Origin of the sequence: Haloarcula sp. CGMCC 1.2071 (assembly GCF_037078445.1) — an archaeon.
GTDB lineage: Archaea > Halobacteriota > Halobacteria > Halobacteriales > Haloarculaceae > Haloarcula > Haloarcula amylolytica.
The window spans coordinates 43641-68808 of the sequence record NZ_JAYMGY010000001.1 but is presented as its reverse complement, the minus strand read 5'-3'; the positions used below and the strand labels follow the sequence as shown (position 1 = coordinate 68808).

At 64.2% G+C, this 25168-nt stretch carries 29 protein-coding genes; 12 read left to right on the top strand and 17 right to left on the bottom strand.

All coding sequences use genetic code 11. The features are described from left to right. Nucleotides 1–33: 33 nt before the first annotated feature. Both VI234_RS00380 and VI234_RS00375 read left to right on the top strand, forming a co-directional pair. Nucleotides 34–774, top strand: a complete 741-nt coding sequence (locus tag VI234_RS00380; RefSeq protein ID WP_336328949.1) for an ABC transporter ATP-binding protein — start codon at nucleotides 34–36, stop codon at nucleotides 772–774. Next, nucleotides 771–2381 carry a hypothetical protein gene (locus tag VI234_RS00375; protein ID WP_336328948.1) on the top strand — a complete coding sequence of 537 codons (1611 nt, stop codon included), beginning with the start codon at nucleotides 771–773 and terminating at the stop codon, nucleotides 2379–2381. The genes VI234_RS00380 and VI234_RS00375 overlap by 4 nt, the downstream gene beginning before the upstream one ends. Here the strand turns inward: VI234_RS00375 and VI234_RS00370 are convergent. Then, nucleotides 2378–2980 carry a transcription antitermination protein gene (locus tag VI234_RS00370; RefSeq protein ID WP_336328947.1) on the bottom strand — a complete coding sequence of 201 codons (603 nt, stop codon included), beginning with the start codon at nucleotides 2978–2980 and terminating at the stop codon, nucleotides 2378–2380. The genes VI234_RS00375 and VI234_RS00370 overlap by 4 nt on opposite strands. A 70-nt stretch (nucleotides 2981–3050) precedes the next feature. Here VI234_RS00370 and VI234_RS00365 point away from each other — a divergent pair, with 70 nt between their 5' ends. Next, a complete protein-coding gene (locus VI234_RS00365) occupies nucleotides 3051–4229 on the top strand; it encodes an MBL fold metallo-hydrolase (protein ID WP_336328946.1) in 1179 nt (392 codons plus the stop codon). A gap of 19 nt (nucleotides 4230–4248) precedes the next feature. Here VI234_RS00365 and VI234_RS00360 read toward each other — a convergent pair whose 3' ends face one another. The 4 genes from VI234_RS00360 to VI234_RS00345 form a co-directional block, all read right to left on the bottom strand. Beyond that, nucleotides 4249–4542 carry a DUF6432 family protein gene (locus VI234_RS00360; RefSeq protein ID WP_008308015.1) on the bottom strand — a complete coding sequence of 98 codons (294 nt, stop codon included), beginning with the start codon at nucleotides 4540–4542 and terminating at the stop codon, nucleotides 4249–4251. Between the two features lie 166 nt (nucleotides 4543–4708). Then, on the bottom strand, nucleotides 4709–5383 hold the full coding sequence (locus tag VI234_RS00355; protein ID WP_336328945.1) for a hypothetical protein: 675 nt from the start codon (nucleotides 5381–5383) through the stop codon (nucleotides 4709–4711). Continuing rightward, the gene (locus VI234_RS00350; protein WP_049942807.1) at nucleotides 5376–5789 is read right to left on the bottom strand and encodes a hypothetical protein; all 414 of its coding nucleotides are present in this window, start codon (nucleotides 5787–5789) and stop codon (nucleotides 5376–5378) included. Before VI234_RS00350 ends, VI234_RS00355 begins: the two co-directional genes overlap by 8 nt. A 60-nt stretch (nucleotides 5790–5849) precedes the next feature. After that, the gene (locus VI234_RS00345) at nucleotides 5850–7190 is read right to left on the bottom strand and encodes a PKD domain-containing protein (RefSeq protein ID WP_336328944.1); all 1341 of its coding nucleotides are present in this window, start codon (nucleotides 7188–7190) and stop codon (nucleotides 5850–5852) included. 148 nt (nucleotides 7191–7338) lie between these two features. On the opposite strand from VI234_RS00345, the gene VI234_RS00340 reads away from it, so the two are divergent. Further along, nucleotides 7339–8196, top strand: a complete 858-nt coding sequence (locus VI234_RS00340; RefSeq protein ID WP_008308011.1) for a DUF7093 family protein — start codon at nucleotides 7339–7341, stop codon at nucleotides 8194–8196. A 38-nt stretch (nucleotides 8197–8234) separates the two neighbouring features. Then, entirely contained in the window at nucleotides 8235–8627 is a 393-nt protein-coding gene (locus VI234_RS00335; protein WP_008308010.1) for a DUF5611 family protein, read from the top strand. A 407-nt stretch (nucleotides 8628–9034) separates the two neighbouring features. Here the strand turns inward: VI234_RS00335 and VI234_RS00330 are convergent, their stop codons facing one another. The 3 genes from VI234_RS00330 to VI234_RS00320 form a co-directional block, all read right to left on the bottom strand. Next, on the bottom strand, nucleotides 9035–9802 hold the full coding sequence (locus tag VI234_RS00330; protein ID WP_008308008.1) for an ABC transporter permease: 768 nt from the start codon (nucleotides 9800–9802) through the stop codon (nucleotides 9035–9037). Beyond that, nucleotides 9799–10743: an ABC transporter ATP-binding protein gene (locus VI234_RS00325; protein WP_008308007.1), complete on the bottom strand. Its 945-nt coding sequence runs from the start codon at nucleotides 10741–10743 to the stop codon at nucleotides 9799–9801. The genes VI234_RS00330 and VI234_RS00325 overlap by 4 nt, the downstream gene beginning before the upstream one ends. 123 nt (nucleotides 10744–10866) lie before the next feature. Then, complete coding sequence (locus VI234_RS00320; protein WP_008308005.1) at nucleotides 10867–11226, bottom strand: cell division protein SepF; 360 nt, start codon at nucleotides 11224–11226, stop codon at nucleotides 10867–10869. Between the two features lie 144 nt (nucleotides 11227–11370). Here VI234_RS00320 and VI234_RS00315 point away from each other — a divergent pair, with 144 nt between their 5' ends. Further along, on the top strand, nucleotides 11371–11790 hold the full coding sequence (locus tag VI234_RS00315) for a hypothetical protein (protein ID WP_008308003.1): 420 nt from the start codon (nucleotides 11371–11373) through the stop codon (nucleotides 11788–11790). Between the two features lie 26 nt (nucleotides 11791–11816). On the opposite strand, the gene VI234_RS00310 is transcribed toward VI234_RS00315, so the two are convergent. After that, nucleotides 11817–12341 carry an RNA-binding protein gene (locus VI234_RS00310; protein ID WP_008308000.1) on the bottom strand — a complete coding sequence of 175 codons (525 nt, stop codon included), beginning with the start codon at nucleotides 12339–12341 and terminating at the stop codon, nucleotides 11817–11819. 95 nt (nucleotides 12342–12436) lie between these two features. On the opposite strand from VI234_RS00310, the gene VI234_RS00305 reads away from it, so the two are divergent. Continuing rightward, the gene (locus tag VI234_RS00305; protein WP_336328943.1) at nucleotides 12437–13348 is read left to right on the top strand and encodes a cobalamin-binding protein; all 912 of its coding nucleotides are present in this window, start codon (nucleotides 12437–12439) and stop codon (nucleotides 13346–13348) included. Here the strand turns inward: VI234_RS00305 and VI234_RS00300 are convergent. From VI234_RS00300 to VI234_RS00280, 5 genes are all read right to left on the bottom strand, one after another. After that, nucleotides 13345–13716, bottom strand: a complete 372-nt coding sequence (locus VI234_RS00300; RefSeq protein ID WP_336328942.1) for a DUF5658 family protein — start codon at nucleotides 13714–13716, stop codon at nucleotides 13345–13347. The genes VI234_RS00305 and VI234_RS00300 overlap by 4 nt on opposite strands. A gap of 112 nt (nucleotides 13717–13828) precedes the next feature. Then, the gene (gene ubaA, locus VI234_RS00295; RefSeq protein WP_336328941.1) at nucleotides 13829–14644 is read right to left on the bottom strand and encodes an SAMP-activating enzyme E1; all 816 of its coding nucleotides are present in this window, start codon (nucleotides 14642–14644) and stop codon (nucleotides 13829–13831) included. Between the two features lie 96 nt (nucleotides 14645–14740). Beyond that, the gene (locus tag VI234_RS00290) at nucleotides 14741–15715 is read right to left on the bottom strand and encodes a methyl-accepting chemotaxis protein (protein WP_336328940.1); all 975 of its coding nucleotides are present in this window, start codon (nucleotides 15713–15715) and stop codon (nucleotides 14741–14743) included. An 89-nt stretch (nucleotides 15716–15804) separates the two neighbouring features. Continuing rightward, entirely contained in the window at nucleotides 15805–17307 is a 1503-nt protein-coding gene (locus VI234_RS00285) for a carboxypeptidase M32 (protein ID WP_336328939.1), read from the bottom strand. A gap of 212 nt (nucleotides 17308–17519) precedes the next feature. Further along, nucleotides 17520–18608: a M20 family metallopeptidase gene (locus VI234_RS00280; RefSeq protein ID WP_336328938.1), complete on the bottom strand. Its 1089-nt coding sequence runs from the start codon at nucleotides 18606–18608 to the stop codon at nucleotides 17520–17522. A gap of 137 nt (nucleotides 18609–18745) precedes the next feature. On the opposite strand from VI234_RS00280, the gene VI234_RS00275 reads away from it, so the two are divergent. Together VI234_RS00275 and VI234_RS00270 are read left to right on the top strand one after the other, a co-directional pair. Further along, entirely contained in the window at nucleotides 18746–19000 is a 255-nt protein-coding gene (locus tag VI234_RS00275) for a hypothetical protein (protein ID WP_008307988.1), read from the top strand. A gap of 101 nt (nucleotides 19001–19101) precedes the next feature. Next, nucleotides 19102–20979: a PINc/VapC family ATPase gene (locus VI234_RS00270; protein WP_336328937.1), complete on the top strand. Its 1878-nt coding sequence runs from the start codon at nucleotides 19102–19104 to the stop codon at nucleotides 20977–20979. A gap of 123 nt (nucleotides 20980–21102) precedes the next feature. Here VI234_RS00270 and VI234_RS00265 read toward each other — a convergent pair whose 3' ends face one another. Next, nucleotides 21103–21366, bottom strand: a complete 264-nt coding sequence (locus VI234_RS00265; RefSeq protein WP_004514919.1) for a winged helix-turn-helix domain-containing protein — start codon at nucleotides 21364–21366, stop codon at nucleotides 21103–21105. 125 nt (nucleotides 21367–21491) lie between these two features. Here VI234_RS00265 and VI234_RS00260 point away from each other — a divergent pair, with 125 nt between their 5' ends. Further along, nucleotides 21492–21788, top strand: a complete 297-nt coding sequence (locus VI234_RS00260) for an EMC6-like membrane protein (RefSeq protein ID WP_023843411.1) — start codon at nucleotides 21492–21494, stop codon at nucleotides 21786–21788. 2 nt (nucleotides 21789–21790) lie between these two features. Then, on the top strand, nucleotides 21791–23620 hold the full coding sequence (locus VI234_RS00255; protein ID WP_336328936.1) for a ribosome biogenesis/translation initiation ATPase RLI: 1830 nt from the start codon (nucleotides 21791–21793) through the stop codon (nucleotides 23618–23620). 279 nt (nucleotides 23621–23899) lie between these two features. Here the strand turns inward: VI234_RS00255 and VI234_RS00250 are convergent, their stop codons facing one another. Next, nucleotides 23900–24115, bottom strand: a complete 216-nt coding sequence (locus tag VI234_RS00250) for a hypothetical protein (RefSeq protein ID WP_008307977.1) — start codon at nucleotides 24113–24115, stop codon at nucleotides 23900–23902. A gap of 68 nt (nucleotides 24116–24183) precedes the next feature. Then, the gene (locus tag VI234_RS00245) at nucleotides 24184–24705 is read right to left on the bottom strand and encodes an archaemetzincin family Zn-dependent metalloprotease (RefSeq protein ID WP_004514915.1); all 522 of its coding nucleotides are present in this window, start codon (nucleotides 24703–24705) and stop codon (nucleotides 24184–24186) included. A 30-nt stretch (nucleotides 24706–24735) separates the two neighbouring features. Between VI234_RS00245 and VI234_RS00240 the strand changes: the two genes are divergently transcribed. Beyond that, nucleotides 24736–25149: a UPF0146 family protein gene (locus VI234_RS00240; protein WP_336328935.1), complete on the top strand. Its 414-nt coding sequence runs from the start codon at nucleotides 24736–24738 to the stop codon at nucleotides 25147–25149. Nucleotides 25150–25168: the final 19 nt, after the last annotated feature.

Sequence of the window (25168 nt, the reverse complement as noted above, 5' to 3'; positions counted from 1 at the left end):
AGACCTTTTCACAATCGGTGCGGCACTGCCCGTATGTGCCCTCCAGCACCCGCAATCGTCACCGAGGGGTTGACGAAGCGCTACAGTGGGGTCTCGGCGATAGCGGACCTTGACTTCACAGTCCCGCGCGGGACGGTCTTCGGCTTCCTCGGTCCCAACGGCGCGGGCAAGACCTCGACGATTCGCATCCTGACGACGTTGACGAACCCGACAAGCGGCACCGCCCGAGTCGCGGGCGAGTCGGTCGCCGACCGCGCCGCGGTGGTCGAACACATCGGCTTCCTCCCCGAGGAACCGCCGCTGTACGACGAACTCACCGGCCGGGAGCAACTGGAGTACGTCGCCGGCCTGCGCGGCCACGAGGACTGGGACCGTGTGGAATCGCTGCTCGACCGGTTCGACCTCGACGGGGACGCCGACCGGCGCGTCGAGACGTACTCGAAGGGAATGAAACAGAAGCTCGGCCTCGTCCAGGCGCTGTTGCACGAGCCGGAGGTTCTCTTTCTGGACGAACCCACCTCAGGGCTGGACCCGCGGGCCGCCCGGACAGTGCGTGACACCATCAGCGAAGTCGCGGCCGCTGACACGACGGTCTTTCTCTCGACGCATATCCTGCCCGTCGTCGAGGAGCTGGCCGACACCGTCGGCGTTCTGTACGACGGCGACCTCGTCGCGGAAGGGGCTCCCGACGACCTGACCGGCAGCGTCGAGTCCGGAAGCACGCTCGAAGACGTGTTCCTCGACGTAACCAGCGAGCGCCCGGGAGAGCGATGAGACGGCCGGACGGACGGCGGACGCGGCTGATAGCGCGGACGGAGCTGCGGCGCACCTGGCGCAAGCTCATGGGAACGACGCGCGGGACGCTCCTACTGCTCGGCGGCGGGTTGGGCATCCTCATATACAGTCTCGCTATCGGCGCAGGGGCGTTCTTTCTCGGCGGCTTCCTCGCCGACAGCGACCCCCACACCGTCAGGCTTGCGACGACGGCGGGTATCGTCGGACTGCTCGGCCTCGTCGGCTTCTTCACGCTTCAGCATACGGTGAAGTCGGCCGGCGAGCCCGACGCCGCTGACGGCCTGCTGACGACGGTCCCCTACGAGGACGCGGCGGCCGGGCTGTTGGCCGCTGAGGCTGGTCGCGTGTCGCTCGCGCTCGCCATCCCGATTCTGGCGCTGGTGGGCGGGCTCGCGGCCGGTGATGCCGGGGTGCTCGTCGCAGCCGTGGCCCTCGTCGGGTCGGTCGCGGTCGCCTTGCTGGGGACGGTTCTCGGCTTCGGCCTGGGGCTGGTGACGAAACTGGTGGCGAACCGCTCGGCCTTCGTCGCCAGTCACCGTGCGAGCGTCGGAGCCGCCGTCTCGCTCGTCCTGCCGCTTGGCTGGGTCGCAATGACGGCCGTCCCGACAGTACAGCTTCGCGTGCTCCAGCTGGCGACCCAGTCCCCGCTCTCGTGGCCCGCCGATGTCGTCCTGCTCGTACTGGGAACCGGCGGCAATCCGGTCACTGCCGCCGTCGCCACAGCGGGGATTTTCGGCGCGCTCCCGGTCGGCGCGGTTGCGTGTCTGTGGCTGGCCGGGCGGGCCTGGTATGCCGATCCGGTCCAGCCCGACCACGAGTTCGACGCCGACGAACGAACGCTTTCAGACCGCCTGCTGGCGGGGCGGGTCCCAACCGCGACCCGTGTAGTCGCACAGAAGTCGTGGCTCCGAGCCAAGCGAGCCCCCGTCACCGTCCAGTTCGCAGTCATGCCGTTCTTCTTTCTGGTGTATCACCTCCAGATTGTCATTCTGGAACGGGTAGTGCCGCCGACGCTCCCGCTCAGCGCCGGCCTCGCCAGCGCGGCGGCGTTCGGGGCCGCGTTCTCGCTCAACCCGCTCGGCGGCGAGGAGGGCGTGCTGCCGCTGACACTGACCGCCAACGTCTCCGGCCGGGCCTTCGTCACCGGACTCGTCCTCGCGGGCGCACTCCCCGGCGTCGTGGTGACGACGCTATTGGTCGTCGGCCTCGGCGTCGCGGCCGGGACACCGCCAGTCACGCTCGCCGCCGGACTCACACTCGCACTCGTGGCAACCCTCGCCGCGCCGGCCATCGCCGTCGGAACCGGCGTCGTGTTTCCGAAGTTCGAGTCGTCGTCAGTACAGGGCCGGGAAGTGGTGGTCCCGAGCGGCTGGGCGTTCGGGCTGTACTTCCTCGTCCTCGGCGTGGCCGTCGTGCCAGGAAGCCTGGCGTACCTGCTCGCCGTTCGCGGCCTGTTCGCGATACCATTCGGTGTGACGTGGCTCCTCAGCGGGGGACTGGTGGCGAGCGTCGGGATCGCCGTCGCTGGCGCTGTCGCCGGGTTCCTCTATGCCGCCAACCGCGTGGCGACCTACCGACTCGACTAGCAGATGGGCTTCGGGTCCAGTCCCATCGCCTCCAGCGTTTCCGCGTAGTCGGCGTACGCCGCGTCGATGGCTTCGGTCGCAGCCGCCGCTGCCGTCTCGCGCTCGGATTCCGGGAGGTTTCCGAGAGCGGCCTCCCCGTCATCGAGCGCTGCCGCTTCCTGTCGAACCTCGCGGAACGTATCGGCCCGCTGTTCGGCCGCCTCGTTGATGAAGAAGCTCACCACCTGCAGGTAGAACCGGTCGGCGACCAGCGGCGCGGCGACGAGGTCGGCCCCGACGCGCCGCGCAGTCCCACTGACGGTTTCGAGGTGATCAATGAACCCATCGGAGTTCCCAGCGTCTGCGTCGATACGGTCCGCCCGCTCGGCCGCGGCCTCGGCGGCTGCCTCGAACTGCGTCGCCACGTCGCTATCAGTCTCGGCAGCCCACCGGTCGAGGATATCTGCGAGTCCTGACTCGCGGGTCGCCGCTGCTGTGAGCACCGCCTCCGTCTCCAGCGTCGCATCTGTCGCTGCGATAAGCACCTTGTCCGAGCCCAGCCTGTCTCGCTCTGTCTCGGTCTGGTCACGGACGGCGTCGATAGTGGCTCCAGCGTCCATACGTCCGCTGGGCGCGGCAGGGGCTTGAAATTCCCGCCCGATTTATCCGCCGGGCAGCGCTACAGTCGGTATGGCCGAGGACTACCCTGACCCGCCGACGGACCCGCCGTCACTATCGGCAGCGGCGTTGCAGGCGAAACTGGACGCCGGCAAGTCGCTCCGGTTGCTCGACGTTCGCAACCGCGACGAGTACGAGCAGTGGCGGATTCGCGGCGCGTCGGTGACGGCGACACAGCTCCCCTTTACGAAGTTCCTCCAGGCGAAGGTGACCGGCGAAGTAGACGACGTCGTCGGCGACGTGGCCGGCACCGGCCCGATAACGGTCGTCTGTGGCCGCGGCGAGGCCAGCGCCTTCGTCGCCGGACTGCTGACTGAACACGGCGTGGAGGCGCAGAACCTCAGCGACGGCATGGAGGGGTGGGCACGGCTCTACGAGGCCCGCGAGATTCCCTGCGACGCCGCAACCGTCCTCCAGTACCGCCGGCCGTCGTCCGGCTGTCTCGGCTACATGGTCGTCAGCGACGGCTCGGCCGCTGTCGTCGACCCACTCCGAGCGTTCACCGACCGGTACGTCGCCGACGCCGCCGACCACGACGCCTCACTCACCCACGCTATCGACACGCACGTCCACGCCGACCACGTCAGCGGCGTTCGCCGCCTCGCCGAGGAAACCGATGCCGAACCGATCCTTTCCGAACGGGCGGTCGCCCGCGGTGTCGACGACGTGACTGCACTGGCCGACGACGAAACGCTACCGGTCGGGTCGGCCACACTGGAGCCTCGCCCCCTGCCTGGCCACACAACTGGCATGACTGGCTTCACCGTCGGTGACGTGCTGCTGGCCGGCGACAGCGTCTTTCTCGACAGCGTCGCCCGCCCGGACCTCGAAGCCGGGGCCGATGGCGCTCGCGACCTTGCCCGCGACCTCCATCGCACGCTGACCGACCGACTCGCGGCGCTACCCGATGAGACGCTCGTCGCCCCGGGCCACTACAGCGGACCGACGACACCGGCTGACGACGGTACGTTCACGGCTACCCTGGGCACTCTCCGCGACCGGCTCCCGGGGTTCGCGATGGACCGCGAGTCGTTCGTCGAGTACGTCTGTGACGACATCCCGCCGCGCCCCGCCAACTTCGAGCGGATTATCGCCATCAATCTCGGAACGGAGACGGCCGACGACGACACCGCGTTCGAACTCGAACTCGGCCCGAACAACTGCGCGGCCGCGCCGTCGGACGCGGTGTGACACCGCCGCGAGACAGCAGCTACAACGGGAGTCGCTTGCGGATCTGATCGAGAATCGATTCGTCTTCGTCCGGCTGTGATTCCCCCACCACGCCCTCGCCCGGGAGAATGACGGTTCGCTCCCCGTTGTCCTCGACCTCGATGAGGCCGTCCGCCTTGAGAGCCGCGAGCGCGTCCTCGATACGGTCGATATTCTCTTCCGTCCGCGACCGAAGCTCGAAGACGGTCATCCCCTCATCGCGGCGGTCCGCGAGCGCATCGAGCACCGCAACCTCTGTGTCGTCCCGGTCGCGATACTCCGGCTTCGCTCTCATATGTCCCTCTAAAACCGGCTGGGTCTAATCTTTGTCCCTCGTGAATCTAATCTGGGAACCTGATCCGACGTGTTATAAACTTCTGAACCGGTAAGGTAGACCCCTGATCGAAGCGGTCGTCAGCGACAAGCTCGCTGTGACTTGTGATTCTGAACCGAGTGATTCGCTACCGCCCATTCTCGTGATAGGCTGGTCCCTCCTCAGTGGTAGAGCCATACTTTGCCATGAAGACTTGGAGCGACCATTCGTCGGTATAGTACTTGTACGCCCAAATGTATTTGATGTGAGTGGTTTCAAACACCCCGCCGTCTTCCGTAACAAACGTTACATTGACCGTATCAGGAATGTACGTGTGGTCCCGGTCTGGAAGGTGGTCATCATTATTGTTATAGTCTTCTACAATGGCATAATACTTCCAGAGCGGGTTTAGCCGGTCATTTCGGGTCTTAGTGAAGTTTGTGGTGTCACGCATTTCAACCGTTATGTGGTATGAGTCATTGTCAGGGAAGGCCTCCATCTCGACAGAACGGTTCTCCTCATCTGCATCGTATAGATACTGCATGTTCTCATCGAATTCCTCAAACTTCTCTGCCTTGCTGAGATCGCCTTCAGTAGTAGATTCGGTTTCCGTTTCAGTTCCTTTGGTAGCTACTGGCGTACTCTCGGTTTCCGTTGGCTCAGGTGTTTGGGTCTCAATACTCTCTGGCGTGGGTTCTGGCGTCTCCGTCGGCGAAACTGTCTCTTCGGCTGGCCCGCTGCCTCCCGCGAACGCAGAGCAGCCGGCAGAGATAATTAAGAGAGCAATGGCGACAGAGCTAACGATAGTTCTAGTCTCACTCATCGTTTTGGGTCTCATTGTTGAGGTCTGTTTCCTTGTTTTCTTTTTCAGTAGGTGGGAGATTCAGAGTTGCAGTCAGGTTTGGCGTTGGTTCTGGTAACGTGCCAGTTGCTGATCCGTCGCCGTCCACTCCCGCAGATGGTGAATCATGTACAGTCTCGCCACCGGCGCTCAAAAATGTGATTCCGCGGACAAGGACGGTGAAGACAGCCACGTAGGCGAACGCAGTCAAGATGCTAACGTACCCCTCTCCGGACTGGATTCCGGGCATCGGTGATTCCTTATTTGCATACCAATGGGCGTCCGTCCACATCATAAGCGGAGTGGTGACTGTGGGTAAGAGAGTGCCTGCAACCGTCGCTAACAGGCAGGCGACTACCTCTTGTGTACTATTCTTTACATAAATCATATTTAGAATTTATTTATTGTCATCTATAAGTTTTAATTCCGAAGTCAGATCTGAAATCTGTTACCAAAAACTCCACCCTCCGCTACCGTCGCCGCCACTGTCATCGTCATCGTCGCTACCGCCTCCGAACCAACTCCCGGTGTCACCGTCGTCATCACCACCGCTGTCCTCATCATCGTCATCACCGCCACCGATTATGCCGTCAAGGAGACCTCCCTGATCATCGTTATCACTGCCACCACTATCATCATCGTTACCGTTGCTATCATCATCGTCACTACTACTGCCGTCATCGTCATCGTATGACCAGTCATATCCACCGTTGTCATCGTCGCCACCGTCCTCATCGTCGTCATCGTCTCCGCTATCTGGGTTCATCAGGTTATTTGGCACGCTGGATGCTGGACGAGTACTACGACTCTCATCGCTGGAATCGTCGTCATTGTAACTGCCGCCATTATCAACATCAATGAAACCGTCCTGATTCTCTTCCTGTTCCTTTATATCGTCTTTTCGTTCATCGACAGTCTCCTTACTGAACGTGCCTCCATAACCGTCCTCGGAGTACTTGTTCATGTTCTCTTCATCGATGATCTTGGTGAGTTCATTATCCACGTACACCCACAGGCCGTCCCGGCCGTCAGTGTCGACGATGGTGTCGCCGATAGTCATCGCGGCCGAAGTACAGCCCTTGTTCTGCCCGTCGACGTAGTAGCTTCCGCTACCACCCGGGCAATTACTGCCGCCGCCACCGTTGCCGGACGAGTCGGCGACCTGAACCGTTCGATTGGCGACGCCACGCCGTCCAGCGGCATCGTAGGCGACCGCACGGACGGACACGGAGCCGGACTGGTTGAATGTGTGCGTAATGGTCGCGGTCCCGTTCTCACCGGCGAGTCGCGTCTGGTTTTGGGCGGTGCCGTTGACGACCCAGGCGAGCGTTCGGAGGTCGGCATCACCGGCGGTCGCGTTTGCAGTTAGATTCCGCTGGAGGCCAACGGGAACCGCGGGCGGGGCCGACATCGAGACTGACGGCCCACCGGCGGCCACCACATCGACATGGAGCGTGTCCGAGCGCGACGCTCCGTCGTCATCAGTAACCGTGACAGTGACGTTGTACTGGCCGGTCTCGGCCGGCGAGAACGTCGTCTGAACGCAGGTCTGGCAGTCAGGCGTGCGCGTCGTGCCGTCCGGCGTTTCGATGGACCACTCGACCCTCTCAATTGTGCCGTCGGGGTCGCGCGAGCCGTTGGCGTCCAACTGGACCGTCGTCTCTCGCTCGACGGACTGGTCCAGTCCGGCGTCGGCAAGCGGTGGCTGGTTCTCGGCCGCCACCGCTGTCCCGCCGAGAAGCGCCGAGAGGGCGAGGACCGACACCACGAGTGTCGTCGTCCGCTGCATTGGCGTAGCGTAGGGCCGGTATCGGTTATAAAATTTCACAATTCAGGTTGAAATTAATATAGCTGCGTCGTGAAACAGGTAGCGCTCTGTCACGAATGGTCGAGCTAACGGGCAGGGTTTAAGTACGCCACGGTGGGAAGTTCTGGCAATGGGTCTCAAATGTTCCGTCCTCGGGCACAAGTACGGTGAGACCACCGTCGAGCGCGAGCGCGAAGAGCAGGGTAGCGAAGTCGTCATCACCATCCAGGAACGGGAGACCTGTGAGCGGTGTGGAAATACGCGGATCGTCTCGGAGAACAAGGAGGTCACGGCAATCGAGACGCCGTCGGACATCGCCAGCGATCTCGTCGAAGACGAGTCCGAATCCGAAACGTCCGAATCCGAGTCACCGCCGGAAGACGAACCTGCTGACAGCGTGGCCGAACCCACAGACGAGGAATCGGAGCGCTCGGGTGGCTGGGATAGCGTCGACGACCCGGTCGAAGCACCGGACGATGCAGGAATCGGCGACGAAAGCGTAGACGCCGGGGAACCGGTCGATCCGTCGGCTGACGACGCTGAGATTATCGACGACAGTGACGATGGCGAGGAGGAAAGCGGCGACGTGGAACTGGACGAGCCGACGACGACGGTCGACGTCCCGGACGCCGAAGGCGAGGAACCGGTGACCGAGGACGAGACCGACCCGGAGAAAGACGACGGGCTCATTCTCGGCGAGGAAGAGGAATCGGAGTCGGCCGGCGACGACCGCCAGCCCGGTGAGTGGCCCGATGAACCGGGGGACGACGGGGACGGCTGGTCGCCGGAGACGATGCCGGTCGATACCGGAACGGACGACGATTCGAGCGTCGAACCGACCAGCGACAGCGCCGTGACGGTTCCGGAAGGCGAGTTCGCCTGTCCGGAGTGTGGATTCACCACCGAGGTGGAATCGACGTCGTTGCGCGCTGGGGACTTCTGTCCGGAGTGTCACAAGGGGTCACTTATCACCCGGGACGAGGAGTGAACGCAAAGGGTAAGACAGCCCCTCGCAAAAACTCGCCCATGCGAGAGTACAAGATGCGACGGGGCGAGCATCTCGAAGACCGCGTCCCAGACATGGAAGCGTTCGTCGAGGAATACTTCGGCGAAGTAACGGATACAGAAGAGTACGAAGGCAACGACCTGCTGGTCGTCGACGACCCCGACAACCCCGTGTTCGACCGGGTCGTCGCGGGCCGCGTCGAGTACGGCTCGAAGAAAGACAAGATCGCACTCCACATCGACGAGCGACCGGCAGAGGACGTCATCGCCGAGGGCAACGTTGACGCGGCCGAGGACGCCGTCGCTATCAAGAACGATTTCCTGGAGGAGGCGACCGACCGCGACGCGAAGGCACGACGCGACTCACTGAAGCGCTCGGTCGAGGACGACGCCGACGCCCCGGACAACGTCTAACGACGGGCGTCGGGCGCACGCAGTCCGTGAGTACCGGCAGGCTGGTACTGCGTATCGGTTCGACACGGCCCGCGTAGCCATCCGGGAGTTCTTCGATATCGACACTGAGTACCGCCAGTATCACGCAGCGTCAGACGGGCGTCACATCTAAATACGCTTGTGGCATAGGTTCACATACGCCTCACCCGGAGGCGCGCACAAGTATCCGGGGCACGAGACACCCCTCGTGTTGCCACGGAGCCAGCTCCGGGGCAGCCTGTCATAGTTTGTCCGCCCGCCGGAGCGGACCCAATCCGGCATTCGAGCGCGGCCAGGCCAGTTACCGAGCCGGCATTCCCGTTTTATCGGCGCGATATCGACGACAAAATGCAGCCGTTGATCGGAAAGATTCGAGAGTCAGAACGGCGCTACTCGGCGAGCCCGTAACCGCGCTTGAACAGCACGTAGTCGATTGACAGCACGACCACGGTCGTCCCGGTCAGGACGGCCAGCGACGTGTTCGGGTCGATTTCGGTGACGCCGATCATGCCGTAGCGAACGCCGTTGACCATGTACACCATGGGATTGAGCAGCGAGACGTTCCGCCAGAACGCCGGCAGGACTTCGAGCGAGTAGAACACCGCGCCGAAAAAGACCAGCGGCCGGAGGATGAACTGGTTCATCACCGTGAGGTAGTCGAAGTCGCTCGCCCAGAGGCCACCGATGACGCCGAGGCCGCCGAACAGCGTGGTAATCACCAGCAGGAACGAAACGAGATACACGGGGTTGGCGACAGGGACGGAGGTGAACACCAGTCCCACGCCGACGATCAGCAGCGACGTGACGACCCCCCGGAGTGCGCTGGCCGAGACATAGGCGGCCACCATGCTCCGGTTCGACATCGGGGAGGTGAGGACCGCCTGGATGTAGTCGTTCCAGCGCCCGTGGAAGATAGTGAAGGAGGCGTTCTCGAAACTGTCCGAGATGGCCCCGAGTACGACCAGTCCGGGCAGGACGAACTGGAGGTAGCTCACGCCCGCAATTTCCCCAATCCGGCTCCCCAGAATCACGCCGAACACGGAGAAATACAGCGCGTTCGTGATAATCGGCGGGAGGAACGTGTTGTACGGCCGGCGGACGAACCGGAGTATCTCCCGGCGGACCAGCGTCAGGAACTGGGTCGCGTTCGCGTTCATGCGGACACCTCCGCGTACTCGCGGTCGTCGCGGGTCATGTCGACAAACACCTCTTCGAGCGACGCGCGGCGGATCTCCAGCGAGGTGACGGTGTGGCCCTGTGCTTCGAGTTCGCGCATTATCGCTGGCGCGGTCTGGCTCCCGCCCATCGCGGTGACGGCCAGCCCTTCGTCGGTCAGTTCGACGTCGGTGATCCCCTCCACGTCGAGTCGCGGGGCCGTCCGCGGCATCTCGGCGAGTTCGAGGACGATAGTGTCGGTGCCACGGGCCATCAGGTCGTCGGGAGTCGCCACCTCGACCTTCTGTCCGTCGTCCATGATCGCGACCCGGTCACAGAGGCGTTCGGCCTCCTCGATGTAGTGCGTCGTCAGCAGAATCGTTGTCCCGGCGTCGTTCATTCGGTTGATAATCTCCCAGAGGTCGTGGCGGAGCTGGACGTCGACCCCGGCCGTCGGCTCGTCGAGGATGAGCAGATCCGGATCGGAAACCAGCGCACGCGCAAGGACGAACCGGCGTTTCATCCCGCCGGAGAGCCAGTCGAAGCGCGTGTCGCGCTTGTCCCAGATACCGACCGTCTTCAGCGCGTCTTCGGCGCGCTCTTGGGCCTCGGCCCGACCGATTCCGTGGTAGCCGGCCTTGTGTTCCAGCACCTCGATGATGGGGAAGAAACGGTCGACGTTGAACTCCTGTGGCGCGACGCCGATGCGGTCGCGGGCCTCCCGGTAGTCCTCTTCCACGTCGAAGCCGAACACTTCGGCGGTCCCCTGGTCCTTGTGGACGAGGCCGACCAGCGTGTTGATGAACGTTGTCTTGCCGGCCCCGTTCGGCCCGAGCAGCCCGAAGAACTCGCCTTGCTCTACTGTCAATTCTAGGTCGTCGAGCGCCTGGACGTCGCCGTAACGCTTCTGTAATCCACTGGCGCGTATCGCCGGTTCAGTCATTGCCGCCCTTAGCGTGGCGACACCGAAAAACGCATTGAAGCCCCCGAAAACCGGCAGTTAGACTGATACAAGCTGACAAGATCGACCGAACGGCGAGGTCCCGTCGGCCGGGCTGTCACAATCCTACTGACCGAGGCGTTCCCGGGAGATGCCGACGCCAGCCGGCGTGATGATGAGCTGGTCGTCGTCCTTCTGGACGATGTCGCCGCCGACCTCGTTGGCGACCTGCTTGAGTTCGTCGCTGATGTGTTCCATCGTGCGGTCCTGCGTGGAGTGGCGCGTGATGTCCGCGACGACCACGTCACCGTCGTAGACGGCGTCTTTGATGTCGATGACGTCCTGCTTGTCGCTGATACGGGCGATCCGGACCTGGCGTTCGAGTTCCGTCCCGGTCATCTCGAATTCGTTCGCGTCCAGTTCGACGTAATCCTCGGTGTTCCGAGAGGATCCAGACTCCCCGAGGATCTTGCTCATCAGTCCCATGTCACTCACGGCGTGCGCTACCCGTTTCAACTTTTCGTCCATCGAACGTATCGCCACAGCACACCCTGATCAGCCGTGGTGACGATCAGGAACAGCGTGTACTGCACAAGACGTTATTCAGTGGCGGAACAAACACCGGAAACGATGCGCCCGCCCTCCATCAGGAAAACTCCCCTCACCGTCACGGCAGTCGGTGGTGTCCTTTATGCCGTCGCTGTGCTGTCGTGGCTGTTTGCGAACGGCGTCCACTTCGCGTCGCAGGACCCGACGACATTCGCGTTCGGGGCCGGCTACGCCGCCGTTGGGATGGTCCTCGTAGCCGCTGTCCCGCTGTATCTCTGTAGCCGCCTCTCACTCGTCACGCCGGTGCTCATGACACTCTGGCTGCTCGGCAACACTGTGTCTCAGTGGCTGTACGGGACGCATCTCCACCCGCTGTCGTCGTATCTCACCGTCTGGCCCCTGCTGCTCGGGGTGGCCGTGGGCGCTGGCGTGGTCGAAGCGGTGGTCAGAATCGGCATAGACCGTACCCTCGACCGGTCCGGGCTTCGGCCGCTGGTGTGACTGGAGTGCGATATCGGTGGACTGCGCTACACCGAGAACTCGAACAGGTCGTCGCCGACGTGGTGGAGCGACTTGACGACTTTCCCGCTGTCGCCGACCATGTCGTCTCCGCTGGTCTGTGCGCGGCCGACGGCGAGGAACTTCCCGTGGGACTCCTCGTTGATGACGACCAGGTCGCCCTCGCTGATGTCGTCGTCGGCCTCGGTGATGCCCGGCCGCATGATGTCAGCGCCGTCCGAGACAAAGGAGACGGCCCCGGCGTCGACGGTGACGACGTGTTTCTGTGGCGGATGCTGATTGGCACCTTGTACTGTGAGGAACGGTTCTTTCTCGGCGGCTTCGCCGCCTCCATCCGAGGGACGGGGTCCCTCGCGATCCAGATAAAGCACGAGCGGGTCGCCATCGACGAGGACGACGTCCCAGTCGCTGTCGTCGAACTCGACCTTCTCGAAGCTGTCCGCGTCGAGTTCGACACCGAGGTTGTCCGACAGCGCCGTCGTGATGGTGTCGACCTCGTCCGAACGGAGGTGGTGTCGCGACTTGACTTCCATACCCGCATCTCCTCGGCGACAGAGGGTAAGCGTAACGAACCGTGCGGACGGTGTGGCGGACGCAGGTTTTTGTCCGCGCGGGCTAAGGTCAGGGTATGCGAGTCGTCACGCTGCTGCCCTCGGCGACGGAAATCGTCTACGCGCTCGGCGTCGAGCCGGTCGGTGTCTCACACGAGTGCGACCATCCGCCGGCGGCCCGCGAGAAGCCGTCGGTCAATCGCTCGCGCGTCGACCCGACGGCGTCGAGCGGCGAGATCAACGAGCAAGTCGCGGCTGCCGAGGAGAGCGGCGGCGTCTACGCTATCGACCGCGAGACGCTGGCAGAACTGGACCCCGACCTCATCGTCACCCAGGGCGTCTGTGACGTGTGTGCCGTCGATCACGTCATCGTCGCCGAGGCCGTCGAGGAACTGGGACTGGACGCCGACGTGCTGACGCTGGACGTCCACAGTCTCGACGACCTGTTCGAGTCCATCCACCGAGTCGGTGCGGCGGTCGGGCGCGACGACCGCGCCGCAGACCTCGTCGCGGACCTCCGGGACCGCGTCGCGGCGGTCGAAACCACGGCGGCGCGAGCCGAGACGACGCCCCGCGTAGCGGTGCTCGACTGGCTCGACCCGGTGATGGTCGGCGGGCACTGGGTGCCCGAGATGGTCCGGAAAGCCGGCGGCACCTACGGCATGGAAGAGGCGGGCGCTCACTCCCGGCCCCGCGAGTGGGAGGAGGTCGTCGACTACGACCCCGAGGTGCTGGTGGCCGCGCCCTGTGGCTTCGACGTGGCACAGACCCGCGAGAACCTCGCCGACCTGACTGAGCGGCCCGGGTTCGACGACCTGACCGCGGTCCGGGACGGCCGGGCGTACGTGATGGACGGCCACCACTACGTGAATCGGTCGGGGCCGCGCCTCGTGGACACGCTTGAGTTCCTGGCGGCGCTGTGTCACCCGGACCTGTTCGAAACGCCGCCGAAAGATGCTGCCGTCAAACTCGGGACCGTCCGGGCCTAAGCGGCGGCCGCGGCCAGGCCAACGTAGGTGTTGCCGACCACGACGGCCGCGCCGAGGGCGACGACGGACAGGAGCCAGGCCCGCCACAGCGGGACCCGCTCGACCACGTCACGACACTCAAGCAGGACGACGCCGACGTAGAGAACCACAGCCATCTTCAAAGCGATTACGAGCAGCGGTTCGTGGATAAGGAGGGTCCGTATCCAGGGGTTAGCTTCCAGTCCCGGCCCGGCAAACCGGGCGGCAAACAGCGTCGACAGCGCGTCGCCAAAGCCCCAGACGAGCACCAGCGAGAACACCAGTTCGACGTAGCTGGGCATCTGGAGACGAACCGAGAGGGGGTGAGACGCGTGGTCAGGGTGGGACATGTGAGTGGCTACCGTTACTCGCGGCTATCAGCGCATAAAACTCGGTTCCGCAGTATCAGCCGTGAAAACTGGCGCAAGTACAGAGCGAGCCGGCCAGTACAAAGCGAGCCGGTCAGTCCTCGGCGAGCGAACAGCGACCCTCGTAGCTGGCGTCGGCGACGCTCGCGATGGCCGGGTCGTCGCCACACACCGGGCAGTCGGGGTTGGCGGCGACGGGGATTTCCTCGAAGGACATCTCGGCGGCGTCGTAGGCGATGAGTCGGCCGTCCAGCGTCTCGCCGTAGTCCATCGCGAGCTTGACGACTTCGGTCGCCTGCATGCATCCGATGGTACCCGGTAGCACGCCTAAAACGCCCGCAGTCGCGCAATCAGGGACAGTTCCCTCCGGCGGCGCTTCGGGGAACAGACAGCGGTAACACGGGCTGTCGCCCGAGAACGTCGTCACCTGTCCCTCGAACTGGAAGATAGCGCCGTGTGAAAAGGGCGTGCCCGAGAGCGTGCAGGCGTCGTTGACGAGGAACCGCGTGGCGAAGTTGTCGGAGGCGTCGACGACGATGTCGTAGTCGGCCACCAGGTCGGTCGCGTTCTCCCGCGCCAGTCGCAGTTCGTGGCGGTCGACGGTCACGTCGGGATTGAGGCCGGTGACGAACTCGGCAGCGCTGTCGACCTTCGGCCGGCCAACGTCGTCGTCGCCGTGGATGACCTGCCGCTGGAGGTTCGACCGCTCGACGGTATCGTCGTCGACGATTCCGAGCCGGCCGATACCCGCAGCCGCGAGGTACTGGAGGACCGGTGCGCCGAGGCCACCGGCCCCGACGACCAACACGTCAGTGTCGAGCAGCGCGGCCTGGCCCTCCGGCCCCACGTCGTTCATGATGATATGCCGGGAGTACCGGTCAAGCTGTTCTGGGTCCAGATCCGGTCGCATAGCGAGGCTTGGCAGCCCGGAGAAATAAACGCCGGGTTCGTCGTGGATGCAGTTCGGGACGGAGCGCCGAGACGCACAGCCAGAACAGCCGGCCGCTCAGTTGTTTCGCTCGAGGTCCGCAACGAGGTCGTCTATCGCCTGATTGATATCGCTGAGAAGGTCGGTTTGCTCATCGGATTCCTCGGCGATGTCGGCCGTACCGTCGGCGATATCCTCGGCTGCGTCCGTGGACTGGTCGATCATGCTGGCCACTTCCTCGGTCGAGGCGGCCTGCTGGTCTGTGGCGGTGGCGACCTCCTCGATACCGTTGTTGACCTCCCGGACGGTGTCGTCAATCTCCTCGAGGATTTCGGTCGATTCCTCGACGGTGTCGATACCCTCGTCTATCTCGTCGTTGCTCTCTTCGAGGCTCTCGACGGCGTTCTCGGTATCGTCCTGAATACCGTCGATCATCTGCTCGATGGTCGTCGCCTGCTCCTGTGACTCCTCGGCGAGGCTCTTGACCTCGTTTGCGACGACGGCGAACCCTTCACCTGCCTCGCCGGCGCGGGCGGCCTCGATAGACGCGTTCAGCGCCAACATGTTGGTCTGGTCGGCGATGTCGTTGATGACGTCGACGATCTCGTCGATCTCCTCGACGCTCTCCTGAATCGTCTTGACGTCCTCGGCGACGCTGTCGGCCGCCTGCTGGATGTTCTCCATCGCCTCGTGGACGTCGTCAGCGTTCCCCTGCCCGCGTTCGGCGAGTTCCTTCGCTTCGCGGGAGGCCGCGGACACCTCCTCGGACGACGAGGCGATCTGCTCGACCGACGCCGAGAGGTTCGACACCTCGTTTGCGATGTCTGTCAGTCCCTCGTACTGCTCGGCGGCCTGTTCGCGGATCTCGGCAGTTTCCTCCGCGATTCCGACCGACGAGTCCTCCAGCTCGGCCAGCATCGTCTGGACCTCGCTCGCTGCAGTGTGGCTGTAGCCGGCCTCCGTGTCGATATTCTCCGCGACGTCGTCCTGGATGTCTGTGTCGATCCCCGTCCCTGTTTGGTTCGGTACATTTTCCGTCGGTCTCTCAGCCATAGTAGTCGTCACAATGGGAGGGGAATATAAAACGAGTTGCCCGATAATATCAGAGTCGATATCTGGAACGGAGTCCGTCGACCGTCGTGTCAGCAGTCGTACAGCGCACGGTACTTCTCGTCGGCGTAGTCGAGGAAGTGTTCGGCAGTGAAGGACTCACCCGTCGCTTCTTCGACGAGGTCGTCAGTCCGATAGCGTGCGCCGTGCTGGTGGACGTTCTCGGTGAGCCAGTCGTGGATGGGGCCGAACTCGCCGGCGCGGACGTGGTCGTCGAAGCCGTCGATGTCCTGCCGAGCGTGGTGGTCCAGTTGCGCGGCCAGCACCGACCCAAGCGTGTAGGTCGGGAAGTACCCGAAGGCCCCGTTGGTCCAGTGGATGTCCTGCAGGCAGCCCTCGGCGTCGGTGTCGGGGCGGATACCGAGATACTCTTCCATCTTGTCGTTCCAGACCGCCGGTACGTCTTCGACGTCGAGGTCCCCGCGGATGAGGTCCCGTTCGATTTCGAAGCGGACGATGATGTGCATGTGATACGTTAGCTCGTCCGCCTCGACCCGGATGAGGTTGTCGTCGTACACCTCGTTGAACGCTTCGTAGAACTGCTGGGCGGTGGCGTCGGTCCCGAGATGGTCGTTGGCCGTCTCGGTGAAGAAGTCCCAGAACGAACGCGAGCGGCCGACGTGGTTCTCCCAGAAGCGGGACTGTGACTCGTGAACGGAGAGGTCGCGATTGTCGCCCAGCGGCGTGCCGTACGCTTCCTGTGGCAGGCCGAGCGTGTACGTCGCGTGGCCGAACTCGTGGATGGTCGAGCCGAGCGCGTCAAGCGGGTCCTCGGGGGTGAAGCGAGTGGTGACGCGGGCGTCGAACTGCGTCCCCATCGAGAACGGGTGGGGTGCAGTGTCGAGGCGGCCGCGGTCCCAGTCGTAGCCAAGCGTGTCAAGCGCCGTCTCGACGAGGTCGTGCTGGGTGTCGTCGTCGTAGGTGCCCTCGAATGGGTCGGCAAGCGTCACGTCGCTGTCGGCGATGTCGTCGATGAGCGGAACGAGCGCGTCACGGAGGTTCGTGAGTACTTCCTCGGCAGTGTCGATGCCGAGATACGGCTCGTACTCCTCGAACAGCACCTCGTAGGGGTCGCGGTCGGGGTCGATGGCGGCGGCGTACTCCCGGCGGAGTTCGACCAGTTCTTCGAGCGTGTCGGCGAAGGCGTCGAAGTCGTCCTCGGCCTTGGCCTCCTTCCAGACCGGTAGGGCGTTCGAAGACGCTTCGGAGAGGCGTTCGACCAGATCTGCGGGGACCTTCGTGGCTCGCTCGTGGTCCCGCCGGACCTCCCGAACGACGGCCTCCTGATCGGGGTCGAGGTCGGCGTCGTCGAGTTCGTCCAGCCAGTCGGCCAGGGCGTCGTCGGTAAGCAGATCGTGATGGAGCGTCGAAATGGCGGAGGTCTGTTTCGCCCGGGCCGGCGTGCCGGCGTCGGGCATCATCACCTGCTGGTCCCAGTTGAGGACGCCCCCGGCGTCCTCGATGTAGTGGAGGCGGCGGACGTGATCCAGGAACTGCTCGTACGTGGACTCGCTGTCCTCGCTCGCTGTTGCCATACAGCGGCGTTAGGCCGGGGTCCCTAAAGAACCGATGCCGCCGGTAAGGAGTGTGGTGGTTGGCATGACGGTTCAACGAAATCTGTTGGATTGGAGCACTGTCTTCAAACAGCCAGAAAGCCCCGCCATGTCGGCGGGCTAAACAGCGACCGGATGGGATTTCAGGCGCACTGAATTTGGTGAGAAGACGAATACGACACGCGGCCACACACTCACAGCCGGGACTGTGGCCACGACTCGGCAACACGCTCGTAGATGTCCTGACACCGTTCCAACACAGCCAGCGACACGCTCTCATCACCAGTGTGGGCCTCGCCGGGTTCGGCCGCGCCGACGATTACACACTCGGTCCCGGCCTGGGCGAGCCAGCCGGCGTCGGTCGCGTGCGGTTTGACGACGTGTTCGGGTGTAGCGTCCTGCGCGGCGGTAGCGGCGTCCAGTGCCGCGTTGGCGAAGTCGGCGTCGCCACAGGCCATCGGCGGGAGGTCCTGGTCGACGCGCCAGGAGACGCCGTCGATGGCCTCGACCCTGTCAAGCGGCGCGCGCTCGCCGGGGACCGTCCGCTCGTCGACCGTGACCGCACAGCGCTCGGGGATGACGTTCCAGGCCGAGCCGCCGTCGATTTCGGTGACGGCGACACTCCCGCTCATCTCGTGACCGAGCACGGTTGTCGACGGGAAGTCGAGGTCCCGGACCACGTCGACGGCGTCAGTCGCACGGTAGATGGCGTTCGCGCCGGCCTCGGGTTCGCTGGCGTGGGCCGCGGCACCCTCGGCGACGATAGTCGACCCCCGCCGGCCCTTGTGGGCGACGGCCACGTCCGTCGTTCCGGGTGCGGAGTAGCCGGTCGACCCCTCGCCGACGACAGCGTAGTCGGGGGCGAAGCCGTCCTCGATGGCAGCCTGACAGCCGACGCCGCCCTGTTCCTCGCCAGCGAAGGAGGCGAAAACGAGTTCCCCGGCGGGGTCGGCATCCCGGAAGGCCAGCATCGCCGCGGCGACACATCCCTTCATGTCTGCCGCACCACGGCCGTAGAGGCGGCTGTCGTGTTCCTCGACGACGTACTCGCCGCCGGCGTCAACCTGCGACCCGTCCGGCGGGACCACGTCGTGGTGGCCGACGAGGGCGAGCGACGTATCGCCCTGGCCCTTGCGGGCGATGACGTTCCCGTGGTCGTCGCGGGTGACCTGTGCGTCGGTGTGGTCCCGGAGCCACGCTGTGATGTGCTCTCCGGCAGCCGCTTCGTCGTCGTGACTGGGGATCGAAACGAGGTCGCGAGTCAGCGACGGCAGCGTCTCCATACCGTGGCTCGGGAGCGCGGGCAGCAAAAAATCCGCGACGGGCTCGGGGGGCTGTGTCTCGCCGAACAGAGAACTACGGGACAGCCCTAAACAGTTCGGTAGTGCCCAAATACATACCAAATACGTATATTGAGGTGATGCGTTCTGAAATAGCGGTCGAAGCGGCCACAGCCGAGGAAGTCAGCGAACTGCGGCGGGCACTGCGGGGCAACCAGCGCGTCGACCTCGTTGCGACGAACGCCGAAACAGTCGAACTCAGCGGTGAGCGGCGCGGCCTCCGAGAGCTGACCCGGACGCTCCTAGTTCGCGAACGTAGCGCTCGGGAGTTCGGACAGGCGGCGCTCGCCGCAGCCGACCGGAGTGTCCGAACGCGGTTGCAAAAGGCCGTCTAGGTCGGCTGCGCTACAGCGTCTGTCCCGTTTTCCCAGTTGTGGTGCACAGAGACAGCGTACGGACTCCACACCCTTATCAACGGCAGTCTCCAACTGCCGATATGGAAATCGTACCGGACACGAGCGTGGTCATCGACGGCCGCGTGTCCGACCAAGTGAAGGCCGATGCCGACCCCGACACCGACGTCGACGGCATGGGCTTTGCCGGCGCGACGGTCGTCGTTCCCGAAGCCGTCGTCGGCGAACTCGAAGCACAGGCGAACGACGGCCGAGAGACGGGCTGGGAGGGGCTCGAAGAGCTCCAGACGCTCGTCGACCTGGCCGAGGAAGGCACCATCGACGTGGAGTACGTCGGCCGGCGGCCAGACGCTATCGAGAAACGAGAGGCCGGCGAGGGGCAGATTGACGCGCTCATCCGGGACATCGCCGGTGACCGCGGTGCCACGCTCGTGACCAGCGACGACGTGCAGGCCCAGGTGGCCCGCGCGAAAGGGCTCGCAGTGGAGTTCGTCGAGCCGGTCAAGCGGACGGTCGACCGCCTGCAGATCGAGAACTTCTTCGACGAGGGGACGATGAGCGTCCACCTCAAGGTCGGCGTCCAGCCCTACGCCAAGAAAGGCTCTATCGGCGACATGCAGTACACGCCGATCCGCGACGACCCTGCAACCGAAAGTGAGCTACGGGAGTACGCCGCCGACATCGAGGAGAGCGCGCGCGCCTCGCCGGACGGCTTCCTCGAACTCGACGAACCCGGGATGACCATCACACAGTTCCGGGACTTCCGGATCGCCATCGCGCGGCCGCCCTTTTCCGACGCACTGGAAATCACGGCGGTCCGGCCCATCGTCAAGACCGAGCTGGACGATTACGAGTACGCGGACCAGCTCCGGGATCGCTTCACCGAACACCAGCGCGGCGTCCTCATCTCCGGCTCGCCCGGGGCCGGGAAGTCCACGTTCGCACAGGCGGTCGGGGAGTTCCTCGTCGACGCCGACTACGCAGTCAAGACGATGGAGAAGCCGCGGGACCTTCAGGTCGGCCCGAACATCACGCAGTACACCGAACTCGGCGGCTCGATGGAGAAAACGGCCGACTCGCTGCTGATGGTCCGGCCGGACTACACCATCTACGACGAGGTGCGCAAGACCGATGACTTCGAAGTGTTCGCTGATATGCGACTGGCCGGCGTTGGCATGGTCGGCGTCGTCCATGCGACCCGCGCCATCGACGCGCTCCAGCGGCTCATCGGCCGCGTCGAACTGGGACTCATCCCCCAGATCGTCGACACCGTCGTCTACATCGAGGCCGGGGAGGTCGACACGGTCTACGACGTGACGACGGAGGTCAAGGTCCCGCAGGGACTCATGGAGGAAGACCTCGCGCGACCGGTCATCATGGTCAAGGACTTCGAGACCGGCCGGCCGGAGTTCGAAATCTACACCTTCAACAACCAGGTCGTCACGGTCCCGCTGGGCGACGACGAGGACGAGCAGGACTCCGGCGTCGACCGCCTCGCCAAGCAGGAGGTCGAGCGCGAGATTCGCTCTATCGCCCGCGGCCACGTCGAGGTCGAACTGCGCGGGCCTAACACCGCCGTCGTCTGGGTCGAGGACGACGACATCTCGCAGGTCATCGGCAAGGGCGGCGGCCGCATCTCCGACGTGGAGAACCGCCTCGGCATCGACATCGACGTGCGGACCTTCGAGGAACGGCCGTCAGGTCCCTCCGGCGGCCCCCAGACCGAGTCCGGCGGCAAGGAGGGCGAAATCGTCCAGCCCGAGGTCACCTCACGGCACGTCATCGTCCCGCTGGACGGCCACGCCGGCGACACGGTCGAACTCCAGGCCGACGGCGAGTACCTCTTCACCGCGACCGTCTCCCGCAGCGGCGAGATTCAGGTCTCGCGCGGGTCGGGCATCGCCGAGGAACTGGAGCGAGCTATCGACCGCGGCAGCACGATTACCGTCGTGCCGTCGTAATTACCGTCGTAAGCGGTGCGACGACCGGAACAATCGTACGGCTTTCCGTCGAAGAGACGCCTCGTGTCACAGTCAGCGGCGGCTACTGACCGCCGTTGCTACACAGCCAAGTGAGAAGGCGTGTCAGTCCGAGACGGCGGCGTCCGCTTCCGCCGGTTGGTCGATAATCTCGTAGAGGTTCTGCCGCGCGTCGGCGAAGTAAACGTCTTCTTCGATGACACCGACTTCGTCGAGTCGTTCCAGAGCGTAGCGAACGGTCCGTGCCGAGAGCATCGACTCTTCGACGATGCCTTTCTGTGTCAGCGGGCCGTCGTACTCCAGAACCTTGTATACGAGCTTTGCGCTCGGCGGAAGGTCTGCGATGGCCTCCCCATCAGAGTCCGTCATTACCCGTAATCACAAGCGCCGGGCGCATAAAGATTGAGGAGTCCGTCTCGCCGCCGCAAGCATTCGCGGCCGCGTCTCAGTACCGAACCGCGCACCTTTTGGTTGCGGGTAGTGGAACGTGTGGTATGGCTACGGAAACGGCGGACGGAATGAGCTCCCATATGCGGGGGCTCACTGTCACGACGCTGACAGCCGTCGCTGGCATCGCCGCCGCGTTCGGTTCCAACGAGTTAGCGGCCACGCCGGACGCCCCGCAAGGGATACTTGTCCTCGCGGTCGCTATCGCAGCACAGTTCCCGATTCTGCGGGTGATCGGCATCGACACGGACGACCTCTCGGCGAAGGACGTGCTCTACATCGGCTTCATGACCTTCTCGCTGTGGTTCGTCTCGTGGGGCATTCTCCTCACGACGGGAGCGTAACGATGGCTGAAGACAGTATCGCCGTCGTCGACCTGGAGCGGTGTCAACCCGACCGCTGTAACTACGAGTGCATGAACTACTGCCCGCCAAACCGCAGCGGGAAAGAGTGCATCGTCAAGCGGGAGGACGAGTACGAGGAGGACGAGCCCTTCGAAGGCCAGCCCGACCAGGTCCGCATCTCCGAGGAGATCTGTCTGGGTGAGTCCTGCGGTATCTGCGTCAACAAGTGCCCGTTCGACGCTATCGAGATCATCAATCTCCCACAGGAGCTGACCGACGACCCGGTCCACCGCTACGGGGAGAACGCCTTCGCGCTGTACGGGCTTCCGAGTCCCGCCGAGGGCCAGGTCACCGGGATTCTCGGCCCGAACGGCATCGGGAAGACCACCGCCGTCCGCATCCTCGCCGACGAGATGCAACCCAACCTGGGCCGGTACGACGAGGAACCGAACTGGGACGAAATTCTCGACGAGTACCGCGGGACCGCCCTGCAAGAGTACCTCGAACAGATGCGCGACGGCGACGTGAGCGTCGCTCGCAAGCCCCAGTACGTCGACCGGATTCCGGACCAGTTCGACGGCAAAGCCATCGAGCTGCTGGACCAGACCGACGAACGCGGCGACCTCGACTACCTCATCGAGCAGACGGGTATCGAGCCGGTCGTCGACAACCACATCGACGACCTCTCCGGCGGGGAACTCCAGCGGGTCGCGCTCGTCGCCACGCTGGCGCGGGACGCCGATTTCTACTTCCTCGACGAGATCACGCCGTATCTGGACATCGGCCAGCGGATGACCGCCGCACGGCTCATCCGGGAACTCGCCGAGGAGGAGGACCGCTCGATGCTCGTCGTCGAGCACGACCTCGCCATCCTGGACCTGCTCGCGGACAATATCAACGTCGCCTACGGGACCCCCGGCGCGTTCGGTGTCATCACGCCCCCAAAATCGACGAAGAAGGGCATCAACGAGTACCTCTCGGGCTACCTCGAAAACGAGAACATGCGCATCCGCCAGACGGACATCGAGTTCGAGGAGCACGCGCCACGGAGCGCTTCCACCGGCGACGTGGTTATCGAGTACCCCGAGCTCCAGAAGAGCTACGGCAGCGGCGAGTTCTCGCTGGACGTCGAGGCCGGCACCATCCGCGAGAGCGAAGTGCTGGGCGTCGTCGGCCCGAACGGTATCGGGAAGTCGACGTTCGCGAAGATGCTCGCCGGCCGGCTCGAACCGACCGCGGGCGACATCGACACCAGCCTCGACATCGCCTACAAGCCCCAGTACATCGAGATAGACCAGCCGATGCGCGTCGACGCCTTCCTCGCGTCGATTACGGACGACTTCGGGAGTTCCTACTGGAACACCGAAATCGCACAGCCGCTCCAACTGGAGTCGGTGATGGAACAGCAGCTCACCGACCTCTCGGGCGGGGAGCGCCAGCGGGTCGCCATCGCGGCCTGCCTCTCGAAGGACGCCGACCTCTACCTGCTGGACGAGCCTTCTGCCCATCTGGACGTGGAGCAGCGCGTCATGGCGACCTCTGCCATCCGGCGCTACGCGGAGAACCACGACGCGACGGCGATGGTCATCGACCACGACATCTATATGATCGACCTGCTGGCCGACCGCCTGCTCGTCTTCGACGGCGAGCCGGCCCGGAACGGCCACGCCGCGCCGCCACAGGGCATGCGCGAGGGGATGAACGAGTTCCTGAAGAACCTCGATATCACCTTCCGCCGCGACGAGCGGACCTCACGGCCCCGCATCAACAAGCCCGACTCGCAACTGGACCGCGAGCAGAAGAACGCCGGCGAGTACTACTACGCGCCGTAGGCTCAGGGCGGAGCGAGGTCGGCGAGAGCCAGACGGCGACTGTCTCGTCATCGGAAATCTACGGGTGGAGGGAGCTCAGCCGGAGCCGTTTTTGCGAGAACAGCTGTGCTCAAGCGGTTTCGTCGACGGAGGTCGCTGCTCGACGGTCGCGCCTGCCGAACCGCGCTCGGCGTGCTGTTGAATCCACAGATCATCTCGGGAGTTAGCTGGTGAGACTACGTCACAGGTGGTAGTACAGCCGCTACTCGCAAAGGGGAGACGCAGGAATAGTCCGCGGCGTTACGCCGCTGGATCACTGTCACTGCTCGTCTCGGACCCTGCGACTGCATCGTCAAGACCGTCGGCGACTTCTGCCGGGTCGAACTCCTCATCGGGGTCGAGTTCGCGGTCGGTCTGCTCGTCTGTCTGGGGTTCAGTGACTGATTCGTCACCGGTGACCGTCACGAAGATGTCTCGCAGTTCCGCAACGCGCTCGGGGGACTGACTCTTGCTCATCGCGTATGTGTACAAGTACCACAGGAGTGTAGGCGCTATACCGAATCAGTTTGGTATCTGTTCGCAAACTACAGGACGTTTCGCTGGCAAGAGCCACACAGCGAGACTTCCTTCACGTCGACTTGTCGGACAGTGGGGGAGAAGTTCATCACGCAGCGCTTGTTGTCACAGTGCTCCAGCCCGAGCGTGTGGCCGACCTCGTGGACGACCTCCTTGCGGACCCGCTGTGAGAAGATTTCGCCGGCCGAGCGGTTCGAGAAGCCGCCATCGGAGGAGGTCTGGAGCCGATACGTGGAGATGACGCTGCCGGAGCCGCCGAGGTACGCGAGACCGAAAACGTAGTTCCGACGGCGGTAGAAGAGGTCTTTCGGCGTGATAGCGATGTTTTTGCCGCCGGAGCCGACCCGGCGGGCGAGGTCGATAAACTCCTCTGCGCGGTACTGGTCGCGGTCCCCATCGTACGCGCCGGCGGGAATGGACTGTGGCTCGTGCATCGAGACCTCACAGTCGTAGACGGAGCGAAGTCCGTCCGAGGCCTCGCGTTTGACCTGGGCCGAGACCTCGCCCACCGGCACGATGTCGACGTGCATGGGAACGCATATGCGCCCGCATCTCATAAATTGTACGACGTGACCGACACCACCGACCCGCTCGTCGACCGACTGGCGTCCGTCGATTCGGTCGTCGAGGTCGGCGTCGGAAACCACCCTGACGTAGCCGGGGCCCTGGCCGAGCGGGGCGTGGACGTGACCGCAACGGACATCGTCGAACGGGCGGTCCCCGAGGATGTGCGGTTCGTTGTCGACGATATTCTCGACTCCGACGAGTCTGTCTATGCGGGGTGTGATATCGTGTTCGCCCGGAATTTACCACCGGAACTGCACCGGCCGACGCTAGCCGTCGCCAACGCCGTCGGGGCGGCGTTCTGGTTCACCACGCTGGGTGGCGACCAGCCGACGGTCGCCGTCGAGCGCGAACAGCTCCCGGGCGGGGAGACGCTGTACCGGGCGAAAGATAGCAAGGCGCTTGAGTGAGGACCGCCTTCGCTCGCTC